Here is a 23,535-nt window from a genome sequence, read left to right as displayed (position 1 = left end):
ATCAATGAGTATAGGGCAATGGTTTTGGTTCAGCGATTGCATAGCCCTGGGCATAATCCACACCTATCCGATGCAGCCGCTCCACAATAGAGGGATTTCGTGCAAATTCTGCAATAGTTTTTAAGCCGATAACATGCCCCATCGAATTGATGGATTCTACCATTGTGAAGTTGATGAGGCTTTCATCAATATTCTGGACTATAGAACCATCAATCTTCAGGTAGTCTACTGGTAAGTTTTTAAGATAATTAAAGGATGAAAAGCCAGAACCAAAATCGTCTAGGGAAAAGGTAAAGCCATGGCTTTTCAGTTTTTCGATAAAGCGGATAGCATAGGAAAGATTCTGAATCGCTGAGGTTTCGGTAATTTCCAAACAGAAGTTACCCGGGCTTGCCCCATATTTATTTATGATGTTAATAGCAAAATCGATGAAGGTTTCGTCAAGTAAGGTCGCTCCTGAGAGATTAACAGAAAAAAGCCGCTGAACCAGCTCATGGTTCTGGGTTTTTAATTGGACCCAGGCTTTTATGGTTGTTTCAAAAACCCATCGGTCAATGGTAGAAATAAGGCCATACCGTTCAGCGGAAGGGATAAAGGCGCCGGGGCTGACAATGGAACCATCATCGCTTTCCATGCGGATAAGGATTTCCAGTTTAGGATGTATCCCTGGAAGCGGCCTTATTGGCTCAATGAGCTGATACCAGAGTCTGAATTTATTGGACTCTAAAGCTTGGTTTATTTTACTTACCCACTCCATTTGACCCCGGCGGAGTATGTATTTTTCTTCATCCCGCTGGAATACTCGGATACGATTGCCCCCCTCCTCCTTTGCAATATAGCAGGCATCGTCTGCTGCAGCCATAACCATGTGAATATCTATATCTTCGCCACTTAAAGGAACCAGACCTATACTAAGGGTAATAGGAAATAAGTTATTCTGCCAAATAAATTTATGATTCTGGACTGCCTCTTGCAGACGCTGAGCTACCTGCAGTGCATTCTCCAGAACGCAGTCCTTCAGAACCACCGCAAACTCATCTCCTCCCAGTCTGGCAGCGATATCATTTCGTTGGGTGAGGGTCTGAATATAGGTGGCTACCTGACGAAGCAGTTCATCCCCTGCCAAGGTACCACAGGTATCATTGACAATTTTAAAGCGATCTACGTCTAATTGAAGAAGGGTGTGAGTGCCACCATACCGAACTAGTTCTTCCAATATGGCCTGCAATTTATTAGCAAAATCTTCCCGATTACCCAGCCCTGTTAATTTATCATGACTGGTTTGGTAGTCCACTGTTGCAGAAAGCTTTCTCAGCTCGGTAACGTCTCTGAAGGCAATGACGTAACCTTCTACTTCATTTCCTGCCTGGTGTATTTTTGTAATTGCCCCATCTAACACAAAGGATTGTCCCAGCCGCCCCTTAAGGATCACATCGTGAAATTTATTAGAAATCTCTCCTTCGGGAAGCATAGATGGAAGTATAGGATTCAGGGTTTTTGAATCTATCATTGAAATCATTTGATGTAATGGTTTGCCCTGGCACTCTTCCTCGTTCCATCCACTTAGATGAGAAGCTACAGGGTTTATAAAAAGTACTGCTAAATCATTGTCTACCGCGATAAGTCCATCATTTACACTGTGCAAAATCGCTGAAAAAAGCCGTTCTTGTCTTTTTATGTGTTGTTCTGAGTTGAATTTATAGAGTGCAATATCGATAGCGGTATAGAGTTCCCGTTCTTTAAAGGGTTTCAGTATATATCCATAGGGTTCTGCAGTTTTTGCCCGCTCCAGGGTTCGGTCATCTATATAGGCGGTTAAAAAAACAATAGGAATTCTCAGGTCTTGTTTAATTATTTTAGCCGCTTCTATGCCATCCATGGGACCGTTGAGCATGATATCCATCAATATGATATCTGGGCTGTGGAGTTTTGCCTTTTCTATAGCATCCACACCTTCAGAACAGGTTTCGCAAATGGTATAACCAAAACGTTCGAGACGGCGTTGGAGGTCAAGGGCAATTATTTTTTCATCTTCAACAATCAGAACCCGTTCATTAGCCATATTGGTCTAAGTATAATGTAATTGTAACATAGGTCAAGGTATTTTCTGGCTGAGTTTTTTAAGAATTTCTTGAGCTCGGGCCTCTGGTGGTTCAATTTCAGCGTCAATAATGAGGTTTGCCAGGTCCCGATAGAGCTGAGATCTACGTACATGTAGGTTGCGGTGTGTGGTTTCCGGATTTTCGGTTTTCAGGAAGGGAGGAAGGTCACCACTGCGCTCTGCGGTATACCAAATCCGTTCCCAGGCTGTCTGGGAAGATAATTCTAAATAAATAATAAAGCCTGTTTGTTGTAACAGTGTTATAGCCTTAAAATTATCGACTATTCCACCGCCAGTTGCAACGATAATTGGCTTAGCAAGATAGCTAGTATCTTTATTATTAATAAGCTGCAGAAGTTTCTGTACAGCTTCTAACTCAGCGTTTCGAAAAATCTGTTCTCCCTCATTGAACAGCTCTCTGGGAGATTTCCCATAAATCCGAGTAATTTCATTGTCTAGATCAAAAAAGGTGCCTGAGATTAAGTTTGCGAGGGCTCTTCCGGTGCTTGTTTTCCCAGAATGCTTAGGCCCAACTAATATTATGATTGATGGTATGTGGTATTGTTCCATAGACCCTAGAGTAATTGTTTTGCTACAATAGGCAAGGGGGTACTACAAATTGCAGGGGCCTATTTATTTAATTAGTATTGTCGGTATTTCAGTTTTACCTGTAGTAATAACAGGCCTTTATATAAAGTATACATTTCCCTCGATAAAAATAGGATTTATGCTTTCTACTATGGCTATTGGATGTCTTTCTCTGTTTATTGGTAGTATGTTCCAGCTTTTACTTCCAATGAACACAAACACCACTATTCTTTCACTGCTCTACAGTGTTTTGGTTCGGAATGCTTTTACTGAAGAATTGGGGCGACTTATTACATTTTGGCTTATTTTAGTAATTCTTCCCATTATGGGGCAATCTAGAACCATACCACAAACATTCACAATGTATGCTTCTCGAGACATAATGATTTACAGAGGTGTTTTAGCTGGCTTCGTGTTTGCAATGATAGAAAACATTTCCTATGGTTTACTGAATCTTCAGCTAGTCATTATCCGTACCATAACTTCCGCACCACTTCATGCTGCATGTTCAGCAAGGATAGCCCTAGTGGTATATTATGGATGGTCTCTTGGTACAGCCAGCCAAAAATCCAAGAATATAGGTAAAGCTCTTTTTTACGGAATAAGTGCTATTTTAATTCATGGATTCTATAATCTATTATTACTTTTTTCCGCAGCATTTGCAGTCATTCCGATAGCAATTGCTTGTATCGCCCTTATATCGGTTCTTGCCCTTACAAAAATAGACCGAAAGGATACCATTTCTCAATGAACCTCTATGATACGATACTAAAAAGTTGAAGTTTGATAATCGGTATACTTGACTTAAATTTAGATATTTGTTATGGTTCAGTAGCTTACGACGCAGGGTAGAGCAGTTGGCAGCTCGTCGGGCTCATAACCCGGAGGTCGCAGGTTCGAGTCCTGCCCCTGCTAAATAATTAAAAATAGCCCCTACAAGAAGCTTTTTGAAGGGACTTCTAAAAATTATGGTTTTTAGAAACCTACCATGAGCTTGCATCCAAATCTTATAAGCATGTGCTTAGGTGTCTCTTAAAATTTAACCGAGTGATACACTTTTTTTGTAGCTCTGCAATGCAAAAATCGCAGTAAAATCATGACAAATCCGGGTAAAAGGGTTTTTCTCACAGTATCTTGCCTCGGGACACTGCCTATGGTGGTTGCTGGTCTGGCAAGGTGCTGACGACAGGGTACTGACATATGCAGTACAGGATGAATTATCGTACGATAGCTTCAGATGCTGTATACCCCTCCTTTGTATATACTTTTCTAGGGTTGTTAGGGTCTAGAACGCGCTCTCCCTTATAATAAAAAACATAGCGGTATGTCCCCGGAGCCAAGGGAAGCATCATTTCATAATGTCCAGGGCGAATTTCATGCAATTCATACATAAAAGGATCCCAGTTATTAAAGCTCCCTGCCACAGTAACTCGCTGGCCTGATTCTCCATCAAACACAAACCGAAGATTTCCTGATGGTGCAGTATACACGATGGGCTTTTTTTCAATATCCAGTGGGTACTCCTCAGGCAGCTTTACAATAGACTGCACTATTCCTGTAGAAGGATCCATACGGAAGTTGGGATTATTGGGATCTGCTATCCAGAGTCCATCGATGATAAGCCGATAGGAAAGCTCCTTCATATGTTCGGGGAATTCATAGACATAGAATAAAATCCCCGAATCTACATAAACAGGATTAGTATTGGTCGGTTTCTTTTTCGTACTTGTATTTTGAGTCTCGAGGGTAATTTCGTTTGCTACCTTCATTAATTTCTTAAACCAATGAACGGTTCCGAAGCCTTCATGAGCAAAGGCTACTCCTACTCGTCGAGTGCTCGACGGAAAGGTGAAGATGATTGCATCCTCAAAAATTTCTGGTGCCCCGGCATTTTTTATGGATAAAAGGTGGTCAACGAATCGAAAAGATTCCATGTCAAGGCTGAATAGGGTAGTTTGGAAGATGATGAGCAAAAAGATTAGCACAAAGCGTTTCATATGTTCTTTACAATTATCGGACAATGCTTCAATATCTTGAGTATGCCCTCTTTGCAGGATTTACAGGAATTTAAAGCCTCATTAAAGAACATAGGTCGAGAGCCTTTTGTCCTCCAAGAATCAGGGGAAGGCTATGATGATCTTCCTCTGCCTGATACGGAACCGATCCCAATTGAACTAAGTACAAGCGAAGATGCCCCTTCTGAAGTTTCATCTGAAGTTGCTTCGATGGCTTCACTTAGTCCATCCAACCAGGTTGATGAAGTTGATTTTTCTTTAGATGATCTTGAAAAACCATCTACTACTTCTTCGACCACCGAAGAAGATTTTGACTTCGGTAGTTTCCTGGATTCTATCAGCGAAGAAGCCCTCACGGAGCCGAAGAATACAGAAGACGAATCTGTATTGGATACTGGTTTGCCGCAAACTCTTTCTGATCAAACTGAGCATGTGGATGTACCAGAGAATATGGACTTTTCGGTTCCTGATGATTTATTGCAAGGTTTTTCTGAAGAAATTGAAGAAAGCCGTTCAGAGCAGGATTCTAAATTGATACATACACCTCAAGAATCTGTTGTTGAGGAAACATTAGCAGGCGATGATGAAGGAACAACAGAACAAGTTTCAGATATTCTCGATCTAGAAAGCTCAGGAGGAGAAGAACTTGGTTTTGAAGAAACCCAAGAGACCACAGAACTATCACAAAATCCTACAACTTCATCAAAATTAGAGGAATTTGACTTTTCCATTCCAGAATTTGAAGGATCCTTTCCCGAAACAAGCCCTGATACATTACCTCCTTCTTCATCAAGTACTTTTGGGGATCTTGGTTCTCTTGGGGGATCAGAAGTCAGTGAATATGATGAATTTTCTCTTGGATCTGAATCGTTTCAAGAAATCCATAATGACAATGAAGATATCACTAATAAACTTGATGTATCTCAAGGAGGGCTTTCTGGTGTAGAGGATTTTTCTTTATCAGGTATTGATGAGCTCTTTATGCAGACTAAAGAGCCTGCCTCGATAGAAAAAGCTTCTGAGGCTTCAGGTAAAAAAGGGAATATTCCAATCCCCATTGTAGAAGAAATAACCCTCTCTGAAGAAGATTTTAAAAAGCTTGAACAAACTCTCACGTCGTATCCTCTTAATCTTAGAATTGCTTGTGAGGAGTTGATCGCTGAGCAGGCAATACTGCCTGAACAGCTTAGTACCCTGATAAAAATGCTCATTCGTGGTTCTTCTGCAAAGGAAACAGCATCTTTTGCTAGTAAGATATTAGGACGAAGTATTCCAATCCCTAAAAGCTTTGAAAAAAAGACAGGCGAAGCACTAGAGGCTGAACAAGCTAGTTTTGCTTATATTTTCCGCCATAGGATGTTGCCTATTCTAGAATTATTTACCTTTATTGTACTCCTTACAGCATCGATTTTTTATTTGAGTTTTGAGTTTATTTACACTCCGTTAAAGGCTGAATCAATTTATAAAAAGGGTTTTGAACGTATTGATGCAGGAGATTACCAACGCGCCAATGAACGATTTTTTGAGGCCTTTAATCTATGGCGAAAAAAGTCTTGGTTTTTTAAGTACGCTCAAAAATTTAGGGATAAACGACAATACATCTATGCAGAGCAGAAATACGAAGAACTTTTACGTTATTATCCCCGGGATAAAAAGGGCGCTCTGGAATTTGCACACTTTGAAGCAACATATCTGAATAACTATGTTAAAGCAGATAGAATTTTGAGAAACCATATACTTGATTATGCTATTGACGATAAGGATGGTTTACTTGCCTTAGGGGATGTTAACCTTGCTTGGGGAGATATGGAACCAGTTCGTTATGAAGAGGCAAGAAAAGCCTTTGCCCGTTATATGGAACGTTATGGAAAGGAAGATCCCGTTCTTGAACGAATGCTAAAGTATTTTATCCGTACTGATAATTTAGCAGAAGTACTACCTTTGCAAGTCTATTTTATGGAGTCAAAGAAGCGGAAAATTAGTGGAGCAACCCTCGCTGAAATGGGGGGATATCTGCTAGATAAAAAATTACAGGATGTTAAAGGGGTTCCAGATAAAAATATTAGCAGAATTGAAGGTTTACGAGAGGTTCTTGAACGAGCAATTAAAACTGATAGAAATATTCCGGAAGGATACTATCATCTTGCAAGGTATTTTTCCAAATTTGGTAAACCTGTTGATGAACAGGCAATGCTTGAAAAGGCTCTTTCAGTTTTCGATACTGCCCCAGAGCTTTCATCACGCAGAATTGGGTACCATATCGATACCTATCGTCGTTATGCTCTACTACTTCGCAATAATCGGGAATTTATAACCGCTCAGGCTCAATTGGTTGCTGGATTGAAAGTTTATGAGGATGCTGTGCAACGTCGAATATTGGCACGTTCATCCGAATTTGGTAGACTGTATGCTGATCTTGCAGATATAGAATATTTTAGTGCTGGAAATTATGAAAGTGCTTTACAGCACTATATGTCATCCCTTGAAAATGGGTGGGCCCCTGCAGAAGTCCAATATCGTATTGGTGTCATACATTATACTAATAAAAACTGGGCTGAGGCCTTAGAAAAATTTTTTATTACATCCCTCGAATTTCCTCTGAATCGTCGTTTATTGTTGGCCCTTGGTAATGCAACATATATGCGGGGCGATTATCATGCGGCTCAGGGATATTACAATCGTCTTCTTGATATTCTTGAAACAGAACGATCCCGATTCCCAATGTTGGTTCCAAATGATAGGCCTGACCATATGGAATTAGTGGAACGCCTTATGATGGCCCGGAACAATCTAGCTGTTACCTTAGAAAGCCTAGCAGAGGTCACAGGTGATAATAAACTTCGTTCCCAAGCCCTTGCTCTGTATGCCGAATCCTCAAGAGCGTGGGACCTCATTACAAGGGATCCAAAACGTATGGTTCGTTCAGGATCTAAGAACCTTGCGTTTCTAAATACTCGAAATAGTTTGTATCCGATTAAAAACTATGAAAGGCAAATATACAGTCCTATAGATAAGGACGTCCTTGAGCCATCTTTATGGGAGGAGTTACTTGAAAAATGATAAGATGAAAATAAGCTGAGTTAAAGCAGAAGCGTAAAACAATTAATTGGGCGATATTGGATTTGAACCAATGACTTCTACCGTGTGAAGGTAGCACTCTCCCGCTGAGTTAATCGCCCTAACGATTGCCCCTTTTAGAGTATCGCCAGCATGACACTTTCCTTCTGGTTTAAAACCCTATTAGAGGACTTTCTTATCTGTGGAACAGATACTAGCACCAGAGAGGTCTATCTGTCAAGGTAATTCAGTAGTTCAAAAATATAGTTAAATTTGAATATCTCGTGTCTACAAAAGTAGACTTTATGGTTATTATACTTGTTGAAGTTTTTAGCATATATTATATATGTATATATGGTAAAAAGAGATGTGATCTGTATTTATAGTTTTTATGAAATTGGCATGAAAATTGCATGCTTTAAATAAGTTTGTTGTAAAAGGATATGTTTTAATATGATACTTGCAAACACTGTAGATGAGATTAAAACAGAAATATTTAGAAAATCTATACACTTTTTAATTGCGATAGTTCCTAGTCTTGCTATAATCAGTACTACGGGAACTCTTGTACTACTAGTGCTTGGTGTGATTCTGTATTCTTATGCAGAAACATTACGTTTATCCGGTGTTGTAGTTCCTTTTATTTCTCAAGTAACATTCATGGCAGCACGAAAACGTGACCAGGGGCGCTTCGTTTTAGGTCCTGTAACGCTTGGTATAGGGGCAATGCTTGCATTGTTGTTATATCCAGCACCGGCTTCATCTATAGCAATTTATGCATTAGCCTTTGGTGATGGTTTAGCCAGTCTTATCGGTAAGGTTTTTGGGAAAATAAGGCCACTCATTTTAATGGGTAAAAGTATAGAAGGATCTCTTGCCTGTTTTTTTGCGGTGTTTTTAATAACCTATAGGATTTCAAAATCTATTTCTCTGTCTTTTTTTACAGCAATTGCTGCAACACTCATTGAAATATTCCCTCTTAAAGACTTTGACAATATTATAATGCCCATCGGTGTGGGGTTTATCGTTTGGTTCTTACAACCATAAATAGTATTGATGCAGATGTTTACAATACATCCATGTCCCTAATCCGAGTGCTGGTGCACCTATCATCAGTTCGATATAGGAGTCTGCATGAAGGATGAAATCTCTTCCCACTAAAACAAATAAAATACCAATACTAACAAATAAATAATCTTTACTACTTTTATTTTTGATTGATATGAAAAAACTAAGGATCGTAATGCTTAAGATTGTTGCTTCGATAAAGAAGAACATTTCCGCAAAACCAAAACGGGGTGTGAGAGCCGAATCCCAATTCATGCTGTCTATAGGTACTCCAGAGGCTAGCGCCAAACAAATTGCAGCATTTAAGAGAAGTAGTATGCCATAGCGTTGCATTTCAAGACCCGCAGCATAATTACTTGCTAGAAATAAAGAAAAAAGACCAAAAAAGCGACTAAATAACAGTATCTTGCCAGCAAAAATGGAATAGGTTAATGACGTGTTATAATAACTAATTAATGGGATTGCCATACGGCTTATTTCGAAAGAAAGAGATAATATAAAATTGGCAAAAAATAAAATTTCTGGCGCATGGGTTTTTTCAAAAAGAACATATATAATAATAATTCCTGAAAGACTATAGATCATACAAAAAAGTATTGAAAACAAGGGGGTAAACCTATTTATTGAAGTAAAAGGTTCAATGAGAATATGCGTAAAGCCAAAGGAACGGCCCATAGCTTGTTTTCCAATCTGTGGAAAAATAGAAAAGGTTTGAATTACAAAAAGAACAGATACTACAAGCATGAGAGAAGCCCAAAAGATCCCTAAGAGAAGCAGACGATTTCTACCAGATAATGTCATATAATAACCATAGCTTACTATAAGGCTATACTCAAGACCATAAAATAGATGCCGATAAAAAACATAAGGAGCATCAGATGTATAAACAAAGATTTACTATAGTTGCTATTGGTTTGGGACTCAGTCTTGCTTGTACGCTCTGGGCTGGAGATGTGGCAACCTTTATGGATTTAGGCTTTTCCATGGATGGCAGATATTATGCTTTCGGTCAGTATGGAATAGAATCGGGTACCTTAAAACCTTGGGCAGATATCTTTGTGGTGGATGTTCCTAAGAACAATTTCGTTAGTGGTGGTCGTTTGTCCTATGTCCATTCAGCACCAATTATACAAGGACAAGATGGAAGTGGAGCTCTGTACTCTTTGCTTTCAAGTAATGGCTCTCTTTTTAGTAAATATGGTATAGATTTCCTGAGGCAAAGTCGTCCCCTCTATCTTTCAATGGACTCGAAGGCTGGATCCAGCAGCAACAATACCTCGATTGAATTTCGTGACTTTGAAACAGGAGATTCCTATGTAGCCAATATTGTAAGCCTTGTAGAAGGATCAGGTGATAATATCCAATCTTCATTTTTCATCAATCTGGAATGTACTAAAAATGATGGAAGCAAAAAAAAATACGTAGTAGGAACTCCCCAACTGAAACGTCCTGCTGTACAATCCTACCGTATCTGCAGGGTTATGATTGCTCCCAAAGATGGTTCCATGATTTTCGTAATTGAGATGACGAAAAAGGCAATTTCCGGCTCTGATATTCGCTATATGGTAGAAGCTCTTCGGCTTTAAGTTGCACCGGGACCATAGATCCAGTCCCGGCTTTGCATTTGATATAAATAGTTAAAATAAAGTGGGTCATGTAGTACCGCCTCTATCGAGATGGTTTCGGCGGGTTTTGGTGAAAAACTATCCTTTAGCATAGTTTCAACATCTGAGATGCAAATGTCCTTTTGCCAAGCGGAAAGTTGGCTTACCGGTGAAGATACTGAACGGGTATGGCGGCTCTGAGGTTTTTCAAGTTCTGGTTTTAGGTAATAATGAAGTTTATCAAGCTCAGCGGTGACCAGTATTGTCCCATGATGAAAAGATCGATCCGCTTTTTCTCGAAAGGCAGAACCAGAAATCTTTTTTCCATGCAAAAGAATGTCGTGCCGATTATTAATTTCTACAGGAAATCCTAAGTTCTGTAAAGCCCGTTGAATCAAGATAAGATTATTGTCTCTGTTAAAGAATTTCTTTGAACTCATAAAGGTAAAACAAAGGTTCCCTAGGTCATGCCAGACAGTACCACCACCGCTTTGTCTTCGAGCAAGGGGGATTCCATCAACTTGAAGTGCCTTGAGATTACATTCGATCTCAGGGTCCTGAAATCTACCTATTACTACTGTATAGGTATTACGCCAGAGAAATAATAATGCTTCTTGAGGATCAAGATGCTCAAAGAGGTAATTTTCAAGAGCAAGATTTTCATAAATGTTATTAGAAAGAGAAAAAATAACTCTCTTTCGCTGTATACTGGATTCCATCGAGCTGAAATTGCTACTTATGTGTATTGGAACTTATAGGACGAAATACCTGGGTTACTAGCCCATCATCTTCTTTAAGAACTCGCATAAAGACAATTGGTTCCATGCTCAGCCCTCTCCAGAGTCCCTCCTTCTGTACTTCCAACGCCATGGCAGTAAAAAGTTCTTTGTTTGGGAATTCTCTGAGTTGGGCAAAAAGATACAACCCCTTTGGAATAGAACAATGTTCTACTTCTTGAATTTCATTCGTTTGTATACCTGTAAAAAGGATGGGACCAAGAAACTGGTTTATATCAGGTTCTATAGCTTTACAAGCCTCTTTATCAAGAGAAAAACAGGCGATTTGTTCTTCATAATATATCGGTTGGATAAAGGGATCATCCATCACATTTCGTGAATACATAAAAGGCGCACGAAGGTCTAGAGTATAAATGCTGAGACTCATACTCTAATAGTAGCAGGTTAATCTAAGTTTTTAAAGTAGATGATGCATCGATATATTAAAGCATGTTGCTTCGTGCTGCTTGTACTCATATGCAAGGAGAGCCTATGAAATTGATGAAATTCTTGTACTGGCAGCATCAAGGGAATCTTAAAAAAACCTTTATTATAGCAGGCATTACATTCCTTATTTCATGCAAACCTGAGGTGGTACTCGAAAATGTTATTTCTTTTGATACGACCATGCCGGTGTTTTTAGCTGTTAAGGCTCTTTCATCGACCCAGATCGCCTTTGATTTTTCTGTCCCTGTGACTGCCTCGTCGGTTCATTTTGATCCTCCTGTTGAAATAGACCATATCGAAGGGGGGCAGCGACTTATTGTTACTGTAAAGAGTCCATTACCTGAAGGGTACCCTTTTGTTGCAGAACTCCTGGTGGCTGATGAAAAGAAAAATACCTTGAGCGTGCTGACTCCCTTCCGTGCCCGGAATGATCGGCTGCCTTCGCTACGGATTAATGAAGTTCGTACCGAATATAGCAAACCAAAGGTAGAGTATATCGAACTATACATCGGTTCTGCTGGTAATCTGGGGGCTCTATCAGTTATTACCGCCCTTAATGGTGTGGGAAAACCTATATATGAGTTTCCCCCTGTTGAAGTCACCCAGGGTGAATACATAGTTCTCCATTTAAGAACTATAGAAGAAGGTTGTCGTGATGAATTGGATGATGATCTTTCCCGATCTGCTGGTACCGAAACCTCACCCCAAGTCCGGGATCTTTGGATACAAGGAAATGAAGAACGGCTCAGAAAAACCGATGGTATTGCTTTAGTTAATCAAGATAATGATATTTTAGATGCGGTATTCTTCAGTGAGTATACAAGTGGTGATTGGCTTAAACAGGAACTTATACAATTCAGTACATTTTTAGCGGGTCCGAAAGCCTGGATAAAAAAGGATGGACAGCCGGGAACCCTGTTACCTCAAGATTCCTGTGGAAGTTCTACTACTACAACGACCCGAACTATTTGTCGGGATGAATTGATGGTTGATTCCAACAGTGCCCGGGATTGGTATGTAACAGTAACGGGTGGTGCTACACCGGGTTTTCCAAACCGTTCAGATCGATATTCAGAGACTGCGAAAACTGTAATCATAAATAAAAAGAACAAAAAATAATATTCATGATGTACTCTATTTCAAGATTGAAACAATAGGGATATTCAGTACATTGAATATCCCTATAATGAAAATTGCTTACAAAAATTATAAAAATAAAAGGAATTTATTCTTTGTATTATTCTGTTTTAGATAGTTACTAATTATATAAGATCCTTAAACAGGTTTTCGAGTTCATGTTTTGGTAAAGCCCCTACCCGTTGCCGTATCACATTCCCATCCTTCATAACAAGCAAGGTTGGGATGGAAACGATACCAAAACGGTTGGCTAATTCACTGTCTTCATCTACATTAACTTTGCCAACCTTAAGTTTACCCGCATATTGAGAAGCAATCTGGTCGATAAGGGGGGCTAACATTTTACAGGGCATACACCATTCTGCCCAAAAATCTATTAAGACGGGAGTGGTTGACTGCATAACCTCTGTATCAAAATTTGCTGAGGTCAGGGTAACTTCTGCGCTCATGGGGGGCTCCTTGTTATTGATGATTCGAGGCGTGGTAAAGGGTATAACCCTTATGGGCCGCTAGCTATATACTACATAAATACAATAAAAAAGGCAAAGGTTTTTCTGCAAGATCTGAAACATGCAATAGACTAGGACCATGTCTGTACCAAGGTAAAGAAATAGGGTATAGTCTGGCTCCTATGGTGACACTATTTATTCAAATTCTTTTTACGATTTTTGTTGTCGTTGATCCCTTTGGTATTGTTCCCATGTATATTGGTCTTACGGCTCGGCTCACGGCAGAAGAAAAAAAGCGGACTATTAAGCGAGCCCTCATTACAGCATTTCTTATTTTGACTCTTTTCATTATAGCCGGAAAATGGGTACTCCTTATTTTAAATGTACATCCCGGATCTTTTTTTATCGCTGGTGGTATTATGTTATTTATTGTCTCTTTGGAAATGTTGTTTGGTCAGGCAAATCGATCCAAGGTTTCAAATAATGAAAGGCCAAGCGAAGAAGATGAGGATGAACGTACTTCTGTGGCAATTTTCCCTCTTGCTATTCCAATGCTCGCAGGTCCTGGCGCGATCACCACTATCTTGCTTTTCACAAGCTCTCAGTATCCACTCTATATCATAGTCCCCATGCTCTTTGTAGCTGTATTGTGTACACTTCTTGTTACAGGTTTCTCTATGGGAGCTTCAGAATTAATATTAAAAGCCCTGGGACGAACCGGTGTTTCGGTTATCGAGCGGATTATGGGTTTGCTCCTGTCAGGAATGTCAATCCAGTTTGTCTATGATGGGCTCGTAAAACTTGGAATTATTATGAAGGTTGTTCAATGAAGGCGATAGAATTGCTGGCCCCCGCAGGGTCTCCAGAAGCTTTGGATGCAGCTATTAATGAAGGTGCCGATGCGGTCTATTTAGGTCTGAAAAACTTTAATGCTCGGCTTAGAACCAGTAACTTTGCCTATTCTCAATTCGAAGGGGCGGTAAAAAGTCTACATCGGATGGGTAAAAAAATCTATGTTACGGTCAATACTGTCTTTGAACAACGGGAAGCTGACCGAATGTACCAATTTCTAAAATATCTTGCGACTATAGAACCAGATGGTATCATTGTTCAAGATCTTGGTGTAAGCCGCATGGTTCGCCAATGTTTTCCGACCTTAAAACTCCATGCATCAACTCAAATGAATATATCCAGCGCTCGTGGGGCTAATGTACTTTCTCGTCAGGGCTTCAGTCGGGTTGTTTTAAGCCGCGAGCTCTATCTGGAAGAAATACGCACCATTCGTGAACGGACGACGGTAGAATTGGAAGTTTTTGTTCATGGCGCCCTCTGTGTAAGTGAATCAGGTCTTTGTCTCTTTTCGAGTTACTTGGGAGGTAAATCGGCTAATCGCGGTATGTGTACCCAGGCGTGTCGGAGACTTTACCGGGTTAATGAAGAATCTGGCTATTATTTCAGCCCTGCAGACTTGCAGTTGCTCGATCAGGTACCAGCCTTGGCCGATATGGGTATTGCTTCTCTTAAAATTGAAGGCCGTATGAAAAGTGCCGAATATGTGGGTACGGTCGTTTCTGCCTATCGGCATCTCTTGGATAATATAGAGGGTGACCAGGAAAAGGCGTTAGCCGAAGCAAAAGCCATATTAAAGCATGATTTCGCCCGGCCAAAGACTTCCTTTTATATGGAAGCCCAGGGATCTTCTGCATGGCTCGATCCAAACCAGGCTGGGGGAACGGGCATTCCCCTCGGAAAAATAATCAAAGTGAAGGGTGGCGAAACCGAGCGCCGGGGTATGCTGGGTAAAACAGCTATTACTATCGAAGTAGGGGATTCTATCAGACTTCATAAAAAAGATGATTCAGACCGGCAATCTCATAAAATTAACTTTGTGGAAACCACTGAAGATGGGGTTTGGATTTCTATTCCTGACACCTTTGATGTAGGTGATTCGGTCTATATCATTCAGACCAGGGCAATGACCAAACGTTATCCATCAGTGCTTCCTAAGGATTTGAGCCCGTTTCGACGGATGCCAGGTCGAGAAACTGCGCCCCCTGTACAGCTACCTAAACCTGAAAAGCAAGACAAGGACAAGTTTCCCGAAGGCATCTATGTTGCCGTATCCCGCATCGAAGATTTATATATTGTACAGTCGGTAAAACCCGTGCGGGTTATGCTTTCATATACCAGAGCTGTTGCTCAAACTATTCTAGATCGAAAGGAAGGTTTACCGTTTTCTAAAAACGAGCTTATACTGGTTTTTGACCCTTATTATCCTGAAGCCCTAGATAGCATCATTTCCGAAGAAATTCCCCAGTTACTTGCTGTAGGATACCGACAGTTTGTGGTTAATAACATAGCGCATCTATCCTTATTCAGAGGCACCGATGCACAGCTTATTGCAGGGCCTTACTTGTATACTTTTAATAGCTGGTCATTTGCTCAGATCCATGACATGGGATTTCTTTATAAGGTAAGTCCCCTGGAAAACAACCGACAAAATCTGGAACGAACAGTGTGTGAGGATCTGCGACCCTTCACTTTTGTCACCCTCTTTGCGTATCCAGCTCTATTCCGTATCAGGGCGGACCTTTCCAAGATATACCGATTCCAATATTTCTCAGACGGAAAGGATGAAAATTTCAGGCTTCTCAGTTCTCCTGAGGGGAGTTTTGTGTTACCAGAGAAACCCCTTTCGATCATTGATAAAGAGACCTTTCTCAAGGATGCCGGCTTCAGACGATTTATCCTGGACTTTTCCGGTCCACCCCTGAAAAAGGTCGACTATAAGGATGTTATGGTAGCTCTAAAAGCGGGTAAAAGTCTTCCTCAGACTACCAGATTTAATTGGAAGGATGGTTTTTATGCTAATCCCGATGAAGGTCCTAAAAAACCATCGTCTCTACCATCGCATCCTCGGCAATCTCGGAAGCCACAAGATCGTTAGGAATCAGGTCTTCCTGTCCCACATCGGCATCGGAAGTCTGTCCTTCAAGATCAGTTTCCTGAGAAGTCGATTTTTTATCTGAAAATTCCGGCCGGAACTCGACGTGCTCGGCAACGATAACGATCTTTGCGTGGGGTTTCCCATCAGTTCCCTGCCAACGTTCCTGTTTAAGTCTACCCACAACCCGTACCCCTCGGCCTTTATGGCCAAGGTTATAGCAGTTTTCTGCCAGCTTAGACCAGGTTTCGACATCGAAAAAGCTCACTTCCTTCTCAAAACCCGTGTCTTGTTTATAAAAACGGTTCGATGCCAGGCTGAAGGTACAGACAGGGGTGCCTTTGGCGGTGGAACGAAGTAAGGGATCCCGTACCAGGTTCCCTTCTATCAATATGGAATTTAAATTGTTCATCGGTGCCTCCCGATTGTAAAGGATAGGGACCTGTATCGGTCCCTCATATTCATCTTTTGTACAAGTTTTTAAGCTATCTCTGCTTTAATGGGTGAGAAAAAAAACAAAAAAATTGAGCTATTCAGAAAGCAGTTTAATGATATAGAGCTGAATATAGAGTTTTAATGATTCCTGGGCTGGTAGTTTTTGTAAGTTAGGTGTATTTACCAATGCTTCTGCTAAATTGGAAATTCTATCTGCCGTAAAGTGAGCATGCTTTAGGCTTCGGATGGTCCTGCGAAGATAATCTCTAATGAGGGAGTTAACATCTTCTGTCAAGTTGTTTTTTGCTTCCACATTGATGAGCCTATTCCAGTGGTCACGCAGTTCATCCATATACGAATCCAGGGTGTGTCCTTCGGGGATGAGGCTGCTTCTGGCTTTAAGGGCTACTTCACGTAGCTCTTTTCGGTGATCTTTTTGTTTAACCCCAGAATTATTCCTTTCATCAGTTTCAATTTCCTCTAGGTCATGCTGAGGAGCAACTGTTGATACATTTTTTTTCACCTTTTTTAATTTTTTTCTTTGCTGTTTAAAAAAAGCAATGATTGATGAAATGATAGGTAGTGAATACCAAAAGGGGAGTAGAACCTTCACATCAGTAAGTAGATCCTTTTGTTTCAATAAGAGAAGTTCACTTAATGGTACCAAAGACCCTTTATAAAAAAGCCTGGTATGTTCTGGTATCCCATGCTCACCGTTTTCAAACTCTGTATGTACTAGATATAATTTTTTATCATTCAGAAGTGCCGACAAAGGTGGAGAAAGCCGGTCTATGAGTTCCCAGAGTTCCTGTTCAAAGGCTTCTTCATTTTGCATGGCCGGTTCTGTTTCATAGTTTTGCATAAGCCGATACCAGCGCTGGGATATGGCAGTTTTTACTTTGGGACGTACTTCTCCTAGTAGTTTAAAACAGAGCACGAGCATTTTGTTTTTTTTAATAAACCATTTTTCGCCCGTATGTCCCAGGACAATGAGCAAATCTGGAAGCGTTTCCTTAGCTTCAGTAGTGGTTGTTTTTGCTTTTAAATAGTGTTCTAAGGCTTCTTGGGTATACTGTCCAAGAAGGGGTACTCCTTTGGTATCAGTAAAGCGAATTATTTCATCAAGGGTATAGAAAAATGGAGCTTTTTCGAGTTGTAATTCCAGATTTCGAAACGCTGTTTCCGCTTCCTTTTCCCGGGTTACCTTACCTTTAAAATAGTTATTGTATACTTCGACGATGAGAACCGCCTGTAATGCGGCTATATCCTCCGGAAGCCGGTCATTTTTCTTCTTAATATCGTTTTTTATCTGGGTACAAAGGTACGCCCAAAAGGGATAAATAAAGTCTCCGGAATTTTCCATGTCACGGATTGCATCAAAGGGCCGGACCAGAAGGTGATTTAAGGTATCCCGTAACTGGGTTTCCTTACCATGAAAAGCAGGAGCCAATTTATGTTGCAAATATTCTTTATTGTTATGACTCCTCAGATAATGTCGCACTTTGAGGAGGGCAATTTCTAACAATCTTTTTTGTATCATCGGGGAGAGGAGGAGCGCTGAACCGCTATTATCAGGAAAGGTTAGTTTCAGAATAGGAGGGTTATCCTGGGGAGGCTGTGCAATGAGATTGGGAAGATCATATTCAATATTGATATTACGAATTTGATGAGCGGGGACTACTATGCCAAGGCTGCTTTCATCGGGAAAGGGCAGTTCTGCCGATTCATCAATATTTTTATAAGCCTGTTGAATTACATCAATATAAAATTGATGAATTGCGATGACGGTACCAGCTTCATCGGTGATAAGCTCAATCTTTCCCTGTTCCGCCAGTTTCGAAAGTTCTGCCCATACCTTTCTGCCCGTATCCTGTGACCAATAGGCCAGATCCGCCCGTTCAGCCTCATAATGCTTGGCGTATTTTTCCAGAAATTGTAAAAACACCGCCACACTTACCTGGGGGATGCGGTTTTTGTTGGCGTACAATCGTAATATCGTAAACAGGTCTGTGCCAGAATTCATATCTTCTATCATAACCGGAATCGGGCAAAAGGACAATCATTTTAGTGATTTCTATGGTCTTTGCGCTTTATGATAGCTATAATCCATAAAAGGAACTTCTGAAAACCATGGTTATTTTATTGAAGTTTCATTAAACATGACAAGGAGCGATAGTTATATGTGTGGAATAGTTGGTTACTGCGGTCCTAAAAGTGTAACGCCCATCCTGCTTGATGGGTTGAAACGGCTTGAATACCGGGGTTATGATTCGGCGGGTATTGCAGTAGAAGGAAGCGATGCAATAAAGGTCATTAAGCGAACCGGTAAGATTCAGGATCTCAGGGCAATCGTATCGGTTAACCTTGAAGGGCATTGCGGTATCGGACATACCCGATGGGCTACCCATGGAGGAGTAACGGATATCAATGCCCATCCTCATCTGGATGCAAGCGGAAAAATTGCGGTAGTACATAACGGCATTATCGAAAACTATACTGCCCTTAAGGCAAGCCTTGAAAAACAGGGTGTTCATTTTGTCAGCGAAACAGACAGCGAAGTGCTTCCCCACCTGATTGCCTATTATTACCAGGGCGACCTGGAAAAGGCGGTCCGCCAGGCCCTCAGGCAGGTAAAAGGCACCTATGGTATTGCGGTCATCCACCTGGATGAGCCCGGCCGGATTGTGGGTGCCCGTTATGGGTCTCCCCTGGTCATCGGTGTGGGAGACGGTGAGATGCTTCTTGCTTCGGATGTTACTGCCATGATTGCCCATACCAAACAGGTTGTCTATCTCGAAGACGGAGAACTGGTGTCTTTAACAAAGGATACCTACACCATTACCGATTTGAATGATCAGCAGGTTGATAAGCAGGTTGATGAAATTCAGTGGGACCTGGAGGCTATCGAAAAAGAAGGCTTTGCCTGTTTTATGGAAAAGGAGATTTTTGAACAGCCCGAATCGATTGCCAGGACCTTAAGCGGACGCCTGGATCTTGAATATGCTACCGGTAAACTTGGGGGCCTTAATATGACCAGCCGGGAACTGCTTGCGGTAAAACGGATAAAAATCGTTGCCGCCGGCACGAGCTGGCATGCAGGGCTTGTTGGTGCATACCTCATCGAAACCCTGGCTCGTATCCCTGCCAGTGCGGAACTTTCCAGTGAGCTCCGGTACCGGAACTCGGTGGTCGAGCCTGATACCATCTACTTCGCGGTAACCCAGTCCGGTGAAACCGCCGATACCCTCTATGCTATGCGGGAACTGAAACGGAAAGGTGCCCGGGTTCTGGGTATCTGCAATGTGGTAGGCTCTACCATAGCCCGGGAATCCGACGGCGGGGTGTATACCCATGCTGGGCCTGAGATTGCGGTGGCCTCTACCAAGGCCTTTACCAGTCAGCTGGCGGTTTTCTATGTCTTTGCATTGCTGATGGCCCGGATGCGGGATATGTCAGTTTCAGCGGGCCAGCGTTTTGTAAAAGAGCTTCAGGGAATACCGGAAAAGGTCCGGGAGGTGCTGAAACAGCGGGACCATATTCAGGCCCTGGCAAAAAAATATTACAAGGCCCGGGATTTTCTGTTTCTTGGCCGGGGGCTTGAGTACCCAGTTGCGTTAGAGGGTGCCCTCAAACTTAAGGAAATCTCCTATATCCATGCGGAAGGCTATTCGGCGGGAGAAATTAAACATGGGCCCATCGCCCTTGTTAATGAGGAAACTCCTTCGGTATTCCTCGTTCCCCGGGATTACTTACGGGAAAAGGTTATATCCAACATGAAGGAAATTAAAGCCCGTAAGGGGCCTATTATTGCCCTGTGCACCGAGGGTGATGCGGAAGTGGCAGCCATTGCCGACGATATTATTCCGGTTCCAGCGGTGGATGAGCTCTTTTATCCCTTTATCTTGATTATTCCCCTCCAGCTCTTTGCCTATTTCTGTGCTCTGGAACTGGGCCGTGATGTGGATCAGCCGCGGAATCTGGCAAAAAGTGTTACCGTAGAGTAAGCTTTTCGGTATGAGGATCCGAACTTGTCTCCTGATGAGCCTTATCATCATTACTGGTTACTTAGCTGCCTGTTCTCCAGCGGGTTTTATATCCTCTGGTACTGAGCAGGGCGGGACAGCTCAGGTTCGGATATTTCAGGGTTATATTGATGAAGGTCAGGGGTGGAATTACAAAGAGGTCTCCTCTGTGGTGCAGGGGGGGCTCCTGGTCCGGGGGACGGCCCCGGTACGGGGCCTTCCCGGCTTTGGACGGAATGCCATTCCTGCCCTGAAGGGGACCTATCTTGTCCAAAGCCGGGACAGGAGCCCCCCTGTGGTGGTGCAGGTCTGGTTAAGCCAGGAATGGCTCTACTTTAAGAGCGGGCTCTGGACCGCCGAAGCTCCCCTGTCAGCAGAGGTCAACCGGCAATGGCGGCTGGCAGAAGTCGCATGGGCGGCAGAAGCTGTGGTGGCGGCAGCCAGAGTGACGGCGGCAGAGCGGAATGAGGATGAGCGCCTTGTTACAGGGGTGCTTCGGGCCTTTGAACTAAAAGACCCCGGCCCCGGGGGCTCCCGATGGACCTTGCTGGTACTGGAACTGCCTTACCATGAGCATACTGCAGGAGGGGATACTGCTTCAGCGGATGTGGTGCGCACCGGGACCATTAGTTCGGATGCCGCTGATAGAGAAAATTCGGTCTTTTTACGAAGGTTTTATCAGAATCTGCTGAACCGATTGAGCTATTTTCTCGGAAATGCCCGGCGGGTAGAAGATGTGAGCCTGCCAGCCTTGGTGGGGCTGTAATAAGGCTGTGACGATGCCGTAACAAGGGGGCTTCGTATAGGGCCTGCTTTTATGAGGCTCTTCTATAATTCTGATTCCCGCAGACCATACTGTTCCTTTTCGTGTTTGTCTTCTTCTCCCGCCGGTTCAATATGGACCACAATGTCATAGACCCCTTCTACCGAGTTCTTTATCGCCCTTTCTACCTGGTTTGCAATATGATGGGCATCCCGGACCTTCATTTCCGGGTCTACTTCGATATCAATATCGATATCCCAAAGGCCGGCAATGCGGCGCATTCGGGTTCTGTGGGGATTGATGGTGCCGGGAACGGAACGCACAGCATTAAAGACGGCCGTATATATTGCCGTATCAGAACTTCCGTCCATCAACTCCATATTGGCTTCTAAAAAGATACTTACCGCAGACCGGATAACCCAGAGGCCAACGAGGCTGGCGATAATGGGATCGATGATTCCCTGGTGGAGCACAATGGAAAGACCCACCCCTACAAGGACCCCGGACGAAATCACCACATCCCCTACCATGTTTTTCCCATTGGCTTGTAACATGGCTGAGCCTGCCTTTTTACCGAAATAATATTGGGACCAGGCTAATCCTAATTTTCCCAGAATAGAAAAGAGGGTCACCCCAAGGGCCAGAGGTGAGGGAATATCGGGACTGGTTCCCGAGAAGAGATTGGTCAGCGCATGAATAATGAGCTGACCGCCGGCAAAAAAGAGTATAAAGGCGAGTATGGTGGTCGCAATTGTCTCTGCCCGGCCATGCCCCCAGGGGTGTTCCGCATCGGCAGGCTGGGCAATGATACCTGCAACGATGAGGGACATCAGGGCAATAAAAACATCGGTGGATGAATCAATTCCGTCACCCACAACGGCAAGACTGCCTGCTATAAGGCCGATAATAATTTTGAGCAGGGCCAGCAGGGCATTGCCAGCCATGGCAATAATAGAAGCGGTTTTTATCAACCTGGCTTTTGTCGCATTCATCATCCCAGTATGGACTAAAAGACCGGGTTATAGCAATCAAACTTTTAAGGGTGTAAAGCTTTCTGCTTCTTTTCGTTTGCTCAGCAGGGCTATCCGCATCCCAATCTGATCAAGATTATCTGTTTTTAAGGTATACTTGAAAATATCCCCATTACATCGATCCTTATAGAGGGCTTCTTTTTCAATGTAGAGACGGTTTTTCCCTTTTTGGGTCCAATGTACAAGAGTAATGTTGCCCCCGTCCAGCTCAATAGCGGTAATCCCATGCTTGCCGGTAGCACAGCCGGAATTAAAGAGACAGGGGACCAGGAGTGCATCGGTACTATACAGGCTGTGGGAAATTTCCTTTTTTTTGCCGTTCTTGCTGATCCGCTCTAATTCGCTACGGTATAAATCGATGAGAGCTTTAATCTGTGTTCGATGTTCCAGATCAGCTACCGCATATTCCCGAAGCAATTCTTCGATGGACCAACGGAGACTATCATATTTAGAAAGGGATTCAAAGAGGGGCCTATGGGTATGCCCGGTGATGGCGATGATACCCATATTTCGGGCTGCCCGATAAATTTTTCGCTCTGTAGAAAAGCGCCGTTTTGAATGATGAGCTATACTAGCGTTTTTAATGTGTAAGGGTTTTGCCATATACCGGACAATAAATTCAGAAATATAGTCAAAACTACTGAATAGTTTGGATGCCTGGTGTCCATGAAAAATGGATATGACTATTTCGTCCTTTACTAAATTGAGGGCATGGAGCAATGGATAGGGATATTCCTTTTCTCTGATCAGCGCCAGATCATGGTTCCCTACAATTTTCCGTAACCGCCCCACCTGGGCAAAACGATTGAAGATGCTGTAGAGCTTGGGCCATGCCTTCTGAATGCTTGGTAAATCAAACTTGTTCAGATCCTCTATGTCACCATTAAGAATAAGAATAAAATTATTATCAAGATAATACTGTTCCAGAGCTGTCTCGAGAATTGTCTGGTTAGGTTTAAGATCATCCCGGGTACCACCATCACCCATGTGGAGATCGCTCAAAATGACATAGCGTTGTGTGGTTTTCAGAGGCTCCTGGGGAGCCTGTTTTATCATGCTTTGAAAGGAAAGATAAAAATCTTTAAAACTCATACTAAA

Annotated in this window: 20 protein-coding genes and 2 tRNA genes; 10 read left to right on the top strand and 12 right to left on the bottom strand. The window is 42.3% G+C overall.

Features of this window, described 5'->3' with window-relative positions:
- Position 1: 1 nt before the first annotated feature.
- Entirely contained in the window at positions 2–2,062 is a 2,061-nt protein-coding gene (locus tag SPICA_RS10480) for an EAL domain-containing protein (protein ID WP_013969480.1), read from the bottom strand.
- Between the two features lie 33 nt (positions 2,063–2,095).
- On the bottom strand, positions 2,096–2,671 hold the full coding sequence (locus tag SPICA_RS10475) for a shikimate kinase (protein WP_013969479.1): 576 nt from the start codon (positions 2,669–2,671) through the stop codon (positions 2,096–2,098).
- Positions 2,672–2,828: 157 nt separating this feature from the next.
- Here SPICA_RS10475 and SPICA_RS10470 point away from each other — a divergent pair, with 157 nt between their 5' ends.
- A complete protein-coding gene (locus SPICA_RS10470; protein ID WP_156789668.1) occupies positions 2,829–3,440 on the top strand; it encodes a PrsW family glutamic-type intramembrane protease in 612 nt (203 codons plus the stop codon).
- A gap of 91 nt (positions 3,441–3,531) precedes the next feature.
- Positions 3,532–3,604, top strand: a tRNA-Met gene (locus SPICA_RS10465).
- A 302-nt stretch (positions 3,605–3,906) separates the two neighbouring features.
- Here the strand turns inward: SPICA_RS10465 and SPICA_RS10460 are convergent.
- Complete coding sequence (locus SPICA_RS10460) at positions 3,907–4,686, bottom strand: early set domain-containing protein (protein WP_013969477.1); 780 nt, start codon at positions 4,684–4,686, stop codon at positions 3,907–3,909.
- Between the two features lie 42 nt (positions 4,687–4,728).
- Between SPICA_RS10460 and flcA the strand changes: the two genes are divergently transcribed.
- On the top strand, positions 4,729–7,764 hold the full coding sequence (gene flcA / locus SPICA_RS10455; protein WP_013969476.1) for a periplasmic flagellar collar protein FlcA: 3,036 nt from the start codon (positions 4,729–4,731) through the stop codon (positions 7,762–7,764).
- Between the two features lie 47 nt (positions 7,765–7,811).
- Here flcA and SPICA_RS10450 read toward each other — a convergent pair.
- Positions 7,812–7,883 (bottom strand) — tRNA-Val (locus SPICA_RS10450).
- A 331-nt stretch (positions 7,884–8,214) separates the two neighbouring features.
- On the opposite strand from SPICA_RS10450, the gene SPICA_RS10445 reads away from it, so the two are divergent.
- The gene (locus tag SPICA_RS10445) at positions 8,215–8,808 is read left to right on the top strand and encodes a diacylglycerol/polyprenol kinase family protein (RefSeq protein WP_013969475.1); all 594 of its coding nucleotides are present in this window, start codon (positions 8,215–8,217) and stop codon (positions 8,806–8,808) included.
- On the opposite strand, the gene SPICA_RS10440 is transcribed toward SPICA_RS10445, so the two are convergent.
- Positions 8,797–9,630: a hypothetical protein gene (locus SPICA_RS10440; RefSeq protein WP_013969474.1), complete on the bottom strand. Its 834-nt coding sequence runs from the start codon at positions 9,628–9,630 to the stop codon at positions 8,797–8,799. The genes SPICA_RS10445 and SPICA_RS10440 overlap by 12 nt on opposite strands.
- A 77-nt stretch (positions 9,631–9,707) precedes the next feature.
- On the opposite strand from SPICA_RS10440, the gene SPICA_RS10435 reads away from it, so the two are divergent.
- Positions 9,708–10,415 carry a DUF2259 domain-containing protein gene (locus SPICA_RS10435; RefSeq protein ID WP_013969473.1) on the top strand — a complete coding sequence of 236 codons (708 nt, stop codon included), beginning with the start codon at positions 9,708–9,710 and terminating at the stop codon, positions 10,413–10,415.
- On the opposite strand, the gene SPICA_RS10430 is transcribed toward SPICA_RS10435, so the two are convergent.
- Positions 10,412–11,152, bottom strand: coding sequence for a lipoate--protein ligase family protein (locus tag SPICA_RS10430; RefSeq protein WP_013969472.1), 741 nt, complete (start codon positions 11,150–11,152; stop codon positions 10,412–10,414). The genes SPICA_RS10435 and SPICA_RS10430 overlap by 4 nt on opposite strands.
- Positions 11,153–11,165: 13 nt before the next feature.
- Positions 11,166–11,597, bottom strand: a complete 432-nt coding sequence (locus SPICA_RS10425; protein WP_013969471.1) for a hypothetical protein — start codon at positions 11,595–11,597, stop codon at positions 11,166–11,168.
- A 104-nt stretch (positions 11,598–11,701) separates the two neighbouring features.
- Here SPICA_RS10425 and SPICA_RS14940 point away from each other — a divergent pair, with 104 nt between their 5' ends.
- Entirely contained in the window at positions 11,702–12,775 is a 1,074-nt protein-coding gene (locus SPICA_RS14940) for a lipoprotein TP_1001-related protein (RefSeq protein ID WP_013969470.1), read from the top strand.
- 143 nt (positions 12,776–12,918) lie between these two features.
- Here SPICA_RS14940 and trxA read toward each other — a convergent pair whose 3' ends face one another.
- Complete coding sequence (trxA, locus tag SPICA_RS10415) at positions 12,919–13,242, bottom strand: thioredoxin (protein ID WP_013969469.1); 324 nt, start codon at positions 13,240–13,242, stop codon at positions 12,919–12,921.
- A 182-nt stretch (positions 13,243–13,424) separates the two neighbouring features.
- Here trxA and SPICA_RS10410 point away from each other — a divergent pair, with 182 nt between their 5' ends.
- Both SPICA_RS10410 and SPICA_RS10405 read left to right on the top strand, forming a co-directional pair.
- Positions 13,425–14,072, top strand: coding sequence for a MarC family protein (locus SPICA_RS10410; protein ID WP_013969468.1), 648 nt, complete (start codon positions 13,425–13,427; stop codon positions 14,070–14,072).
- A complete protein-coding gene (locus SPICA_RS10405; protein ID WP_013969467.1) occupies positions 14,069–16,189 on the top strand; it encodes a peptidase U32 family protein in 2,121 nt (706 codons plus the stop codon). The genes SPICA_RS10410 and SPICA_RS10405 overlap by 4 nt, the downstream gene beginning before the upstream one ends.
- Here SPICA_RS10405 and SPICA_RS10400 read toward each other — a convergent pair.
- The gene (locus SPICA_RS10400) at positions 16,128–16,598 is read right to left on the bottom strand and encodes a single-stranded DNA-binding protein (RefSeq protein ID WP_013969466.1); all 471 of its coding nucleotides are present in this window, start codon (positions 16,596–16,598) and stop codon (positions 16,128–16,130) included. The genes SPICA_RS10405 and SPICA_RS10400 overlap by 62 nt on opposite strands.
- Before the next feature lie 117 nt (positions 16,599–16,715).
- A complete protein-coding gene (locus SPICA_RS10395; RefSeq protein ID WP_156789667.1) occupies positions 16,716–18,644 on the bottom strand; it encodes a hypothetical protein in 1,929 nt (642 codons plus the stop codon).
- Between the two features lie 157 nt (positions 18,645–18,801).
- Between SPICA_RS10395 and glmS the strand changes: the two genes are divergently transcribed.
- Together glmS and SPICA_RS10385 are read left to right on the top strand one after the other, a co-directional pair.
- A complete protein-coding gene (glmS, locus tag SPICA_RS10390) occupies positions 18,802–20,625 on the top strand; it encodes a glutamine--fructose-6-phosphate transaminase (isomerizing) (RefSeq protein ID WP_013969464.1) in 1,824 nt (607 codons plus the stop codon).
- A 10-nt stretch (positions 20,626–20,635) separates the two neighbouring features.
- A complete protein-coding gene (locus SPICA_RS10385; RefSeq protein WP_013969463.1) occupies positions 20,636–21,409 on the top strand; it encodes a hypothetical protein in 774 nt (257 codons plus the stop codon).
- A gap of 62 nt (positions 21,410–21,471) precedes the next feature.
- Here the strand turns inward: SPICA_RS10385 and SPICA_RS10380 are convergent, their stop codons facing one another.
- The gene (locus tag SPICA_RS10380) at positions 21,472–22,401 is read right to left on the bottom strand and encodes a cation diffusion facilitator family transporter (protein ID WP_041396214.1); all 930 of its coding nucleotides are present in this window, start codon (positions 22,399–22,401) and stop codon (positions 21,472–21,474) included.
- A gap of 33 nt (positions 22,402–22,434) precedes the next feature.
- Entirely contained in the window at positions 22,435–23,529 is a 1,095-nt protein-coding gene (locus SPICA_RS10375) for a metallophosphoesterase (protein ID WP_013969461.1), read from the bottom strand.
- Positions 23,530–23,535 lie beyond the last annotated feature (6 nt).

Source organism: Gracilinema caldarium DSM 7334 (assembly GCF_000219725.1).
GTDB classification, from domain to species: Bacteria; Spirochaetota; Spirochaetia; order Treponematales; family Breznakiellaceae; genus Gracilinema; species Gracilinema caldarium.
The sequence above is the reverse complement of the archived record's forward strand: the minus strand, read 5'-3'. Positions and strand labels throughout refer to the sequence as shown.